The organism is Staphylococcus gallinarum, from assembly GCF_029774255.1.
GTDB classification, from domain to species: Bacteria; Bacillota; Bacilli; order Staphylococcales; family Staphylococcaceae; genus Staphylococcus; species Staphylococcus gallinarum.
In genome coordinates this window covers 1,009,199-1,021,282 of sequence record NZ_CP069082.1, presented here as the reverse complement: position 1 = coordinate 1,021,282, position 12,084 = coordinate 1,009,199, and the positions used below count along the sequence as shown (strand labels likewise).

General features: G+C 33.6%; 12 protein-coding genes. 3 read left to right on the top strand and 9 right to left on the bottom strand.

The window, feature by feature from the left end:
- Window positions 1-367 precede the first annotated feature (367 nt).
- The 7 genes from JN168_RS04640 to JN168_RS04610 all read right to left on the bottom strand — a co-directional run bounded on the left by JN168_RS04640 (window position 368) and on the right by JN168_RS04610 (window position 6,324).
- The gene (locus JN168_RS04640) at window positions 368-1,057 is read right to left on the bottom strand and encodes a M15 family metallopeptidase (RefSeq protein WP_107590085.1); all 690 of its coding nucleotides are present in this window, start codon (window positions 1,055-1,057) and stop codon (window positions 368-370) included.
- A gap of 205 nt (window positions 1,058-1,262) precedes the next feature.
- Entirely contained in the window at window positions 1,263-1,565 is a 303-nt protein-coding gene (locus tag JN168_RS04635) for a YerC/YecD family TrpR-related protein (protein ID WP_042739198.1), read from the bottom strand.
- Between the two features lie 98 nt (window positions 1,566-1,663).
- Window positions 1,664-2,959, bottom strand: a complete 1,296-nt coding sequence (gene purB / locus JN168_RS04630) for an adenylosuccinate lyase (RefSeq protein WP_042739199.1) — start codon at window positions 2,957-2,959, stop codon at window positions 1,664-1,666.
- Between the two features lie 234 nt (window positions 2,960-3,193).
- Window positions 3,194-3,382 carry an NETI motif-containing protein gene (locus JN168_RS04625; RefSeq protein ID WP_042739200.1) on the bottom strand — a complete coding sequence of 63 codons (189 nt, stop codon included), beginning with the start codon at window positions 3,380-3,382 and terminating at the stop codon, window positions 3,194-3,196.
- Window positions 3,379-3,957, bottom strand: a complete 579-nt coding sequence (locus tag JN168_RS04620) for a DUF2179 domain-containing protein (RefSeq protein ID WP_042739205.1) — start codon at window positions 3,955-3,957, stop codon at window positions 3,379-3,381. Before JN168_RS04620 ends, JN168_RS04625 begins: the two co-directional genes overlap by 4 nt.
- Window positions 3,958-4,040: 83 nt before the next feature.
- Window positions 4,041-4,862: an NAD(+) synthase gene (nadE, locus tag JN168_RS04615; protein WP_042739201.1), complete on the bottom strand. Its 822-nt coding sequence runs from the start codon at window positions 4,860-4,862 to the stop codon at window positions 4,041-4,043.
- On the bottom strand, window positions 4,855-6,324 hold the full coding sequence (locus tag JN168_RS04610) for a nicotinate phosphoribosyltransferase (RefSeq protein WP_107512682.1): 1,470 nt from the start codon (window positions 6,322-6,324) through the stop codon (window positions 4,855-4,857). The genes nadE and JN168_RS04610 overlap by 8 nt, the downstream gene beginning before the upstream one ends.
- A 233-nt stretch (window positions 6,325-6,557) precedes the next feature.
- Between JN168_RS04610 and JN168_RS04605 the strand changes: the two genes are divergently transcribed.
- Window positions 6,558-7,622 (top strand): nitric oxide synthase oxygenase, encoded by a 1,065-nt coding sequence (locus tag JN168_RS04605; protein WP_042739203.1) that lies wholly within the window; start codon window positions 6,558-6,560, stop codon window positions 7,620-7,622.
- Between the two features lie 37 nt (window positions 7,623-7,659).
- On the top strand, window positions 7,660-8,478 hold the full coding sequence (gene pheA / locus JN168_RS04600; RefSeq protein ID WP_042739204.1) for a prephenate dehydratase: 819 nt from the start codon (window positions 7,660-7,662) through the stop codon (window positions 8,476-8,478).
- Window positions 8,479-8,582: 104 nt separating this feature from the next.
- On the opposite strand, the gene JN168_RS04595 is transcribed toward pheA, so the two are convergent.
- Together JN168_RS04595 and JN168_RS04590 are read right to left on the bottom strand one after the other, a co-directional pair.
- Complete coding sequence (locus tag JN168_RS04595; protein ID WP_107526945.1) at window positions 8,583-10,136, bottom strand: SLC13 family permease; 1,554 nt, start codon at window positions 10,134-10,136, stop codon at window positions 8,583-8,585.
- 124 nt (window positions 10,137-10,260) lie between these two features.
- On the bottom strand, window positions 10,261-11,343 hold the full coding sequence (locus JN168_RS04590) for a glycosyl hydrolase family 28-related protein (protein ID WP_042739376.1): 1,083 nt from the start codon (window positions 11,341-11,343) through the stop codon (window positions 10,261-10,263).
- Window positions 11,344-11,482: 139 nt separating this feature from the next.
- Here JN168_RS04590 and JN168_RS04585 point away from each other — a divergent pair, with 139 nt between their 5' ends.
- Window positions 11,483-12,034, top strand: coding sequence for a cysteine hydrolase family protein (locus tag JN168_RS04585; RefSeq protein WP_042739377.1), 552 nt, complete (start codon window positions 11,483-11,485; stop codon window positions 12,032-12,034).
- The last annotated feature ends 50 nt before the right edge of the window (window positions 12,035-12,084 follow it).

Sequence of the window (12,084 nt, the reverse complement as noted above, 5' to 3'; positions counted from 1 at the left end):
ATTATATCATTTTTAGCCAGTGGTTTCTAAAATGATGTTAAAAATGAGCGACTCAATAAGCGAGTTTTTTTGTTAACATCCATTTAACTAAATGCAGGTAGTATTTATTCACTTTTTCTCATTCTTTAATAGTTACAAGGTATTATAATTCCTTTCTTTATTTAACAAAAATGGGTAATAAATATCCCACACTTTATAAATTGTATGTCGTTTGATAGGTTTTGGAGGAGGATTTCAGCTAGCCATAAAAAATTCCCTTCAAAGTTAACATTTTCCAGTGTCAATTTTGAAGGGTACTAATCATTACGTATTGGCGCTATTATTCTGAAATTGAAATTCATGATCCAAGCGCTATTAACTTAAGTTATTATTTTGATTGTATTTCGTAATAATGTTCTAAATTAGTATGTTCATCTGTGATTATTTTCGCTAATGTTTTACCAACATACCTAATATGCCATGCTTCATAAGCATACCCAGTTTGTTTAGATTGTCCCTTGGGATAACGAATAATAAAACCATACTCAGCTACATGACGTTCTAACCAATGTGCTTCTTTAGAATTTTGAAAGTCTTTATGAAAATCTTTCATTGGTCTATGAGTACCAACATCAAATGCCAATCCAGTTTGATGTTCAGAATGACCAGGTTTCGCTGTATATTGCTCTGCTGTCATTTTACCGTCTTTTTTCTCATATGCTGCTACTACTTTCTTTTGTTCATTATAACTACGATAGCCACTGACATAGTTTAAATCCATGTTATCCTTTTGAGCATTTTCTAATAATTTATCAAGCTGATGGCGCGCATGCTTATTTTCCTTTGGCTTATAGTTTGGTGGTAGACTAAATCGTTTGTTAACAATGACATGACCATTCACTCGTGTAACGCCCTGTGCTTTGGTGATGATTGGTACCGCATGAGTCGGCTTTATCATTGTAATTGCTTCTTCTGTATTTTTATTATAAGACTTAACAACCGATATGATTAACCAGACGATAATAATCAAACAAATTATAATAAAAATCACACTGCTAATCATCAACTTCTTTAACATAAATTACCCCTTCCATCATATAAAAACATACGCTTATCACATCATTTATCCCCCAATATACACGCACAATAATTAACAAGCTACACTTTACTATGTCAACACCCAATATTACATACAACAAAATTTATCACAATAAAAAAGATTTTTATAGTAAAAAAACTACCAACTAAGTTCTATGACATAGTTGGTAGTAATTAATTATTATTTAGTCGGCTGTTTCAATATTCATGCGTTCAAGAATAACAGTGTAGGCATCGTTCCCCCACTGTAAAGATCTCTTCACTCGAGAAATTGTAGCAGTTGAAGCACCTGATTCTTGTTCAATAGTTGCGTAAGTGTAACCTTGCTTAATCATTTTAGCTACTTGTAATCGTTGTGATAATGACTGTAATTCATTTACGGTACATAAATCATCAAAAAATTGATAACATTCTTCACGATTTTCAAGCGTTAAAATTGCATCAAACAATTCGTCCAATGCTTGTCCTCTTAATTTTTCTATTTGCATAAAAACAACCCCTGTATTTTTCAATTTAATCTCGTTTTAACGTACTAACACATTAAAGTGTAACGAGTTTTATTGAAAAATTCAAGTTAAGTTAACTTTTAAACTAAACCTGCACGTTCAAAAATTGTATCAACTTGATTTAAATGATGTTCAGGATTGAAACATTCATCTAATTCTTCTTTTGACAATTGACTTGTAATTGCATCGTCTTGTTCAATTAAAGTTCTGAATGGTGTCTTAGTTTGCCATGATTCCATTGCTTTAGGTTGAACACTGTCATAAGCTGCCTCACGTGCCATACCTTTATTAATTAATGCTAATAAAACACGTTGTGAATAAATTAGACCAAATGTTTTATCAATATTTGCTTTCATATTATCTTCATAGACTGTTAATCTGTCCACGATATTTGTGAATCGATTTAATGCGTAATCTAGTGCAATAGTAACATCCGGTAACATGATACGTTCAGCAGATGAATGTGAAATATCTCGTTCATGCCATAATGGTACATTTTCGTAGGCTGTTGTAACGTAACCTCTGATCACACGTGCGATACCTGTAATGTTTTCAGAACCGATAGGATTACGTTTATGAGGCATTGCTGAAGAACCCTTCTGACCTTTAGCAAATGCTTCTTCAACTTCTCTTGTTTCAGTTTTTTGTAAATTACGAATTTCTACTGCGAATTTTTCCAAAGAAGTGCCAATCAAGGCTAATGTCGCAATATAATAAGCGTGTCTATCACGTTGTAATGTTTGAGTAGAAACCGGTGCAGTATCAATTCCTAAATGCTCACATACATATGCTTCAATTTCTGGTGGAATATTTGCAAATGTACCAACTGCTCCACTCATTTTACCAACTTCAATTTCTTCTCTTACACGTTTAAAACGCTCTAAATTACGTTGCATTTCTGTGTACCAAAGTGCCATCTTCACACCAAATGTAGTAGGTTCAGCATGAACACCATGTGTACGCCCCATCATTAATGTATATTTATAATCTTTTGCTTTTTGTGCTAATACTTCGATAAATCTCTCTAAATCTTTTTCAATAATGTCATTTGCTTGTTTAATTACATAACTCAAAGCAGTATCTACAACATCTGTTGAAGTTAAACCATAATGAACCCACTTACGCTCTTCACCTAAAGTTTCTGAAACTTGTCTAGTAAATGCAACGACGTCATGACGTGTTTCTTGCTCAATTTCTTGCGCACGTTCTACATTCACTTTTGCATTTTGACGGATTTTCTTTACATCTTCTTCCGGGATGTCCCCTAATTTACTCCAAGCTTCACATGCTAGAATTTCCACTTCTAACCATGCTTCATAGCGGTTTTGGTCAGTCCAAATATTTGACATTTCTTCTCTTGAATAACGTTCAATCATTGAAATAAGCTCCTATCTTACGTAAGTTTTAGTTCACAAACCCAAAAACATGTACATTTAATGAAAAATAGAGTTTAAAGTTCGTGTTTAATCTCTTCACTACTAGTTTAACAGAATTATTATCAAATGTATAAACCTTTTAGGTTTTCTTTTAAAATTTTTAACTTGTTGTTCAGTTCAATTAAATTCATCCTTTAAAAAAAGACCGCATGGTAACACCATGCGATCATTATTTTAAGATTCCATTAAACGACCTACAAATTCAATATCTTGTCTTAGCACTTCGACACTACCGTCTTTATTTTCTTTGTAAACAGGCTTTTCGAAACGTTTCACCGGCATATACCCTGCTTCACGCATGCGCTGTAAACAATCCTGAATTGATTCGTTTTCTTCTACTTTGAATTTTTGTTGTTTTTTCATATACTTTCAACTTCATCCGTATCATATTGTTTAAGTTTCTTACTTTTAAGACCTTTAGCCCAAAAGCCTCCATGTATCGTACGTGGTTCATATGCTACGATAAAAGCCTTATTGTCTATTTGTTTAATTGTATCGATTAATTTAAACTCAAATCGTCTCGGCGTTAAAATTTGTAGAATTAAGCGGTCACCGTCTCTACCGTAAGCAGTATAGTGTGTTACACCATACCCTAAATCTCTCAATTGTCGCGGTAAATCTAATTCATACTCTGAAGATGTAACATTGACGACAGTATAGCCGAGAGCCAATTTTTCTTCTATCTTCATCCCTACAATAATACCGATTGAAAAACCAAAAGCGTAAGCAATAATATTTTGAATTTGGTCTAAACTTGACATTACCATCCCTAGACCGACAACATAAACTAAGACTTCTAAAAAACTAACGACAGCAGCAACATATCGATAACCTTTTAACGTCAATATTGTTCGCATTGTTAAAAATGATACATATGCAACATTAACTACAAATATCGCTAATACCATTAACCACGGATTAGAAGTTATTACTGACATATTCATTGTCCTTTCTCATACATTAAATTTAAGTAATTTTATCAACTCACACTTTATTTGTCACTAAAAAAATTACGCTAAATTTAATTTTTCGGCCATGAATATCTTGTGTATGCTAGCTCTCTTTTATGTGCTGTTTTGATATAGTGTTGTTCAATTGTCGCCTTCGCTTCACTAGACACTGGCTTACCTTCTAGATAATCATCAATGTCATTATAGCTGACACCCAAAGCTTCTTCATCTGGTAATTGCGGTTTGTCTTCTTCTAAATCTGCTGTTGGTGTTTTTTCATATAAATGACTTGGGGCATCTAAAGTTTGTAATAACTGTCTACCTTGTCGCTTATTCAGACCAAATATCGGTGCGATATCTGCTGCACCGTCACCATATTTAGTATAAAATCCAGTAATATTTTCTGCTGAATGATCCGTACCTACAACAATGCCCTGTTTATTTGAAGCAATAGAAAATTGCACCTTCATACGTTCACGTGCTTTTTCATTACCTTTTTGGAAATCAGTAAGTTCAATTCCAGCCTCTTTTAATGACTGTACACTTTGATCAACCGCAGGCTTAATATTTACTGTAATTGTCTTATCCGGTTGAATAAATGCTAATGCATCCTCTACTTCGTCCGCATCTTGTTGTTGACCATAGGGTAATTTCACTGCAATAAATTGACAATCTATTTGCTCTTCTCTCAATTCATTAACTGCGATTTGGCATAATTTACCTGTTAATGTTGAATCTTGCCCTCCAGAAATACCTAATACCAATGACTTAATAAAAGAATGCGTTTGTATATAACCTTTAATAAATTGAATGATGCTACGAATTTCAGCTTTACTATCTATTTCAGGTTTCACTTTCATTTCCTTTACGATAATATCTTGTAAATTACTCATGTTCTTCCTCCATCTCCTTTACATGTTCAGCCACTTCAAATATACGTTTATGTTTATTTTCCCAACATGCAGTACTTAAATCAACTGGATACTCTTGTGGATTTAAATGACGTTTATTTTCTTCCCATAAATGTGAAAGGTTCTCTGTTAAATAACGTTGCGCTTCCTTTTCACTTGGTAAGTCATAAACGAGTTGTCCATCTTTAAAAATATCACTGTGTAAGTCCTTAGCTATAAATGATTTAATAAATTTCATTTTATATGTGTGGACAGGATGGAACAATTTCAGAGGTGCTTCGTCATTTGGATTTTCATGTTCTAATGTAATGTAGTCACCTTCTGCTTTGTTTGTTTTCTTATTAATAATACGGTAAACATTCTTTTTACCTGGTGTTGTTACCTTTTCAGCATTATTAGATAATTTAATACGATCTACATATTCACCTTGTTCATTTTCGACGGCAACAAGTTTATATACCGCACCAAGTGCTGGTTGATCGTAGCCAGTAATTAATTTCGTGCCAACGCCCCACGAATCGACTCTTGCACCTTGCGATTTCAAACTCATGATTGTTTCTTCATCTAAATCATTTGAGGCAATAATTTTGGCATCTTTAAAGCCCGCTTCATCTAACATTTTTCGAGCTTCTTTAGATAAATAAGCGATATCCCCTGAATCCAAACGGATACCAACAAAGTTTATTTTGTCACCTAACTCCTTAGCAACCTTTATTGCTGTTGGTACACCTGACTTTAATGTATGGAACGTATCAACTAAGAACACACAATCTCTATGACGTTCTGCGTACTTTTTAAAGGCAATATACTCATCGCCATATGCTTGTACCATTGCATGCGCATGTGTGCCAGATACAGGGATATCAAATAGTTTGCCAGCTCTCACATTACTCGTTGAATTAAAACCACCGATAAATGCAGCTCTCGCTCCCCATAAAGCAGCATCTGCTTCTTGTGCTCTTCGCGTACCAAATTCCATTAATTTATCGTTGCTCGCAACTTGTCTAATTCTACTCGCTTTTGTTGTAATTAGCGTGTGGAAATTCACAATATTCAACAACATGGTTTCTATAAGTTGTGCTTGAATTAACGGTGCTTCTACTCGAAGTAGCGGCTCATTCCCAAAGCAAAGTTCCCCTTCTTGCATTGAGCGTATATGACCAGTGAATTTCAAGTCCTTTAAATAGCCTAGAAAGTCATCTTGGTAGCCAATTGATTTTAAATACGCAATATCATTTGCTGAAAAATGAAAATCACTAATAAAATCTATAATTTTTTTTAATCCATTAAATACAGCGTAACCACTGTCAAATGGCATATTTCTAAAATATAAATCAAATACTGACCATCGCTCATGAATGCCATCATTCCAGTATGTTTCAGCCATATTTATTTGATATAAATCATTATGTAATACAAATGTATCATCTTCAAATTGGTACACAATTATCTCTCCAATCAGCTTTTCCATTAGTTTAGCATAAAAGAAACACTGATAGCACCTTAAATATGATGGATTTTATGTTCTTTCTATACCTTATATATATTGTACAATTTCCATATAAAAATTAAAATTATGATGATTATGTGACTGAAACAAAACAAAATAATGAATTTTCAAATTATCTCATTATATTTAAGAGCAAATCTTTTATAATATATTATGAGGTGTTAGAAATGTTAAATGAAGCCAAAGCGTTTATTAAAGCAATGTATAATGAATTAAATTATAGCAACGACACATTACGTCAACGCTTATCAGAAATTGAACACGCCATCACTAACACTGGTACGTATGAGCACACAACAGCTGAACTCACGTACGGTGCTAAAATGGCATGGCGTAATTCAAATCGCTGTATCGGAAGACTATTCTGGGAATCTTTAACCGTCAATGATGCAAGGTCAATTCATACTGAAACAGAGTTTATAACAGAAATTGAAAATCATATTGAACACGCTACAAATAATGGTAGAATCAAACCTTATATCACTATTTTCAGTGCTACAAATCCACCTACTATATACAATAATCAATTAATTCGCTATGCCGGTTATGACGATTTAGGTGACCCAGCAGAGAAGGAAGTTACAACACTCGCACAACATCTAGGTTGGCAAGGCGAGCATACAAACTTTGATATTCTTCCACTTATCTATCAAATGCCAAATGATAGTATTAAGTACCATAACTATCCAAAATCGTTAATTAAGGAAGTGCCAATTACTCATGACCGTTACCCAAAATTACAATCATTAGGTCTCAAATGGTATGCAGTACCAATTATCTCAAGTATGGATTTGAGCATAGGTGGTATTACTTATCCAACTGCTCCCTTTAATGGTTGGTATATGGTCAATGAAATTGCAGTTAGAAATTTCACAGATAATTATCGTTATAATTTATTAGAAACTGTTGCAGATGCCTTTGAATTTGATACACTTAGGAATAATACTTTTAATAAAGATAGAACACTTGTCGAATTAAATTATGCAGTCTACCATTCTTTTAGAAATGAAGGCGTCTCTATAGTGGATCATTTAACTGCATCAAAGCAATTTGAAATGTTTGAACAAGCAGAACATACTGCAGGTCGTGAAGTAACAGGAAAATGGTCTTGGTTAGCACCATCTTTGTCACCGTCATTAGTCCCAAACTATCATCATGGGTATAAAAACGAGATCAAGGATCCTAATTTTCATTATAAAAAGAAAGCACCGACCGGTTGTCCTTTTCATTAAAAGTACGTAATCAACATATAGAACAAGGGGTAACGTTATGAAACTTTATTATCTGGGACCGAAGGGTACATTTTCTTACTTAGCTGCAAAACAATATAAATCTGAAGATGCATATGATTTTATACCTAAATCAAATTTATACGAGGTCGTTCAAGCAGTATCTCATGATGACGAAAGTATCGCAGTCGTTCCGATTGAAAACTCAATTGAGGGAACCATTAATATCGTCGCTGATGCATTAACTCAACAAAATATCTATGCACAAGGTGAATTACATTTAGATATTCAATTTGCACTTTATGGCCCGGACGATGCAACTGTAAATGATATTAACAAAGTCTATTCCATTGCACCGGCAATCAGTCAGACAAGTCAATATATTCAAAACCACGGATTTGATTATGATTATGTCGAAAGTACAATCAGTAGCCTAGATAAAATTTCAGATCAAACTGGCGCTATTGCACCCTTAGGCAGTGGCGAACCATATGGATATAAAGCAATCGCTCACAATATCCAAGACTTTCCACATAATACAACACGTTTTTTAGTTGTGAGTAATCAACCTCAGCATATTAAAGATGCAAGTGATAGCATGGTACTCATCACACCAAAATATGATAAACCTGGATTATTGGCGAGCATATTAAACACATTCGCATTATTTAATATTAACTTATCGTGGATTGAATCACGTCCATTAAAGACACAGCTAGGTATGTATCACTTTTTCGTACAGGCTGACTCACCTATTAATGACGAGCTTAATAAAGTGATTAAAATATTAAATACTTTAGACTTTGAAGTTACAGTAATTGGTTCCTTTAATAAAATGGACCTATCAGATAAATCATAGATATAAAAACTTTCACCATTTTTCGTCAAAACAAAGTTTTAACAAATACGAAAAGCGATAATGTGACACAATTTTAGTGTCGACATTATCGCTTTTTTTACATATTATTTCAGTGGCAATGGTTTCGTAATATCTATACCTAACACTGGTGGTACTAGGAAATAGACAATAAGTACGATAACGACCACACTGATCATGTTTACCCAAAATCCTACACTTGCCATTTTCTTTATCGTAATCCGACCTGTTCCAAAAACAATGGCATTTGGAGGTGTTCCAACCGGTAGCATGTATGCGCAATTAGCTGCCATAGCTGCTGGCACCATTAATAATAATGGGTGAACATTTACTGCTACTGATAGTGTAGCTAATATAGGTAATATCATTGTCGCTGTAGCTGTATTCGATGTGATTTCTGTTAAGAAGAGTACAAATAAAGTAATAACAATAACGATAAGTAATGGACTGACGCCTTCTATTAAGCGTAATTGGTCGCCCAACCATTTTGCCAATCCACTTGAGGAGATACCTTTAGCTAATGCTAAACCTCCTCCGAATAATATTAAGACACCCCAAGGTAAATCCTTTGCGACATCCCAATCAATAATACGTTTATGCTTAGCTTTATTTTTCGCAGGTATTAAAAATAATAAGACAGATATAAATATAGCGATTGTGCCATCTGCAACTTCAGATGTTAATTCCCAACGCTTTAATAAAAATTCCCTACTAATCCATAAAAAACTAGCTAAAATAAACACAAATTGAACGACCTTTTCTTCAAATTTCATCTTGCCTAACTCATCAAGTTTATCCTTGATAACATTATGACCACCAGGCAAAGTTTTCATTTCATGTTTAAATGCTACAAATCGAATATAAGCCCAGACAATTGCCAGTAAAATAATCACCGTAGGAACCCCAATAATCATCCATTTTGCGAAACTAATTTCCTCACCGAAAGCCGACTGATACTGACCCTTCAAAATGATTAATGGAGGCGTTCCAATTAATGTTCCAAGTCCGCCGATTGTCCCAGCATAACCAATTGCGAGCACTAAAGATTGTTCGAATTTACTTAATGAATGTTCACTTATATCACTATTTTTCAATTCACGAGCCTCTTTAATAATCGCCATACCTATAGGTATCATGATCATCACCGCTGCAGTATTTGATACAAACATCGATAAAAATCCTGTCGCAATCATAAATCCTAATAAAATTTTACCAGTACTTGTGCCTAAATAATTAATAATCGTTAATGCTACACGCGTATGTAAATTCCATCGTTCCATCGCAATGGCCAATATAAAACCACCTAAAAATAAAAATATAATGTCATTACCGTATTGCGCTGAAACTTCTTCTGGATTTAATACATGTCCCATTGGTAGTAAAATTAATGGCAATAAACTCGTTGCTGCTATAGGTATCGCTTCCGTTATCCACCATACTGCAATCCATAGCGTTATTGCTAATACAAACACCCCTTTTCGCGACAAGTCTTCTGGGTGTATGAATAATAACGTTAACACAAACAATAGTGGACCTAAGATTAAACCAATTTTTTGTCCTGTATTATATGACTTTTTGTCTTGTGAAAAGAATGTTAAGTAATGGCTTAGCGGACGCTCCCCTTCATTTAATTTGTTCATAAAATCCCCCTTTATTATTGTCTGAATATTCACAATAATTACAGCAATTATAACATATCTTCACAACAAATAAAGTGTATAATTAAAACGCTTACACCTTTGGTATAAGCGCTGTACATCTTATTTATTCAACTTGTTTTTTAACCACTTTTGCATCACCATTTCCAACTAAAATCACATCTTGAACATGGTTTAAATAAATCTTCTGAGAACAATGCTCAAAGTTATTATGCGCAATGACTATTTTCTTATGCATGACTTTATTGTAACTTTGAACTCTAATCGCTTCTTTCGTCATTGGCCCTATAAAGGTATTACGATAAATATTTAAATTTTCGCCTGCCTGCGTATTACATAGTCTCCCTGATAAATCTTGCGCATTTTTGCCATCTTTTACTGCTAAAAAACGAATGCCTCCAACACAATTAATAAATTGATTATCATGAATATAAGTATCCTTTGCTTTTAAAGGAGTTAAAGCGTATTGATTCAATCCATCAAATGTATTATATCGTATATGAATATTCTGATAGAATTGATTAAATCGACTGGCATGCGAGCCGATAGCTCTATTCCATGCTTTCATTGTAGGTGTGGTAGAAGCACCAAAGTAACAATGCTCAATAATTACATTTTTAGTAACTGTTCCATCTGTCGCACCAAATTTTGGAAATGCGCCTTTAACTTGTAAATCAATTTGGATTGCCTCAGAAAAACTTCGTTCTCCATTATCATCATTAAATCCAAGAAATTGACACTGACTCATATATAATCCATTTATGCCACATGCATCTATTGCATGACCACCGACAATATCTTTAAAGGTAACGCCTACAATTTGGATATCTTGCGCATGTCCAATACTCATTGCTGTATTATTATATGGATATTCGTAACCATTCATATCAAATGTACCACCCGCAATATGAATATGACTATTTCCGTTATAACCATAATAACGTTTCAGCTTACGACCATTTTTTAACAGTGCATCTTTTCCTATTCGCTTCAAGACCGTTTCATCATCAAGTAACAATGTTGTACCTTCATATATTTTCAAAGATCTACGTATATGGTATTCACCTTTTGGTATTTGTATCGTGACCTTCTCCTGTGTTTTTGCAATATCTAATGCACGTTGTAATGCTTTAGTATCAGCCCATTTACGCTTTCCTTTCAATCCAAAATCTGCCGCGTTGATTATCATCGAAAACTTCCTTTCTATCCTGACTACTATATATTAAACAAATTCTATTTAATTTAAACCCTATATATACACCTTTGATGTTTTTACGAGTTAGTATATAATGACTATTAACTTTATAATTAGGGAGTGTAAAAGGTTAATGAAAAATAGTGCACTGATTATAGTTGATTACTCAAATGATTTTGTTGCAGATAATGGCAAATTGACTTGTGGGGAAGCCGGTCAACAAATAGAAAACTATATCGTTGAAAGAATTGAAGCTTACAATAATAAAAAGCAACAAATCTTTTTTATGATGGATTTACATTACGAAGATAATCATTACCATCCTGAGAGTAAACTTTTTCCACCACATAATATTTTAGGTACGATTGGAAGAGAATTGTACGGTAAGGTTAATGATATTTATCAAAATATTCTGTTTAATGAACACGTACATTTTTTAGATAAAACACGTTACGATTCATTTTTCGGAACACCATTAGACATTATGTTGAGAGAACGAGGCGTTACACAACTTGAAATCGTAGGTGTATGTACTGATATTTGCGTCCTACATACTGCAATTTCCGCTTATAATTTAGGCTACGAATTATTTATCTCACATAAAGGTGTGGCCTCATTTAATCCAACCGGACATGAATGGGCGTTAACACATTTTAAAAATTCCTTGGGTGCAGTAGTAGAATAACGACTATTAATCATGATAAAATAAAATTAAATATAAAAATAAGGAGAATT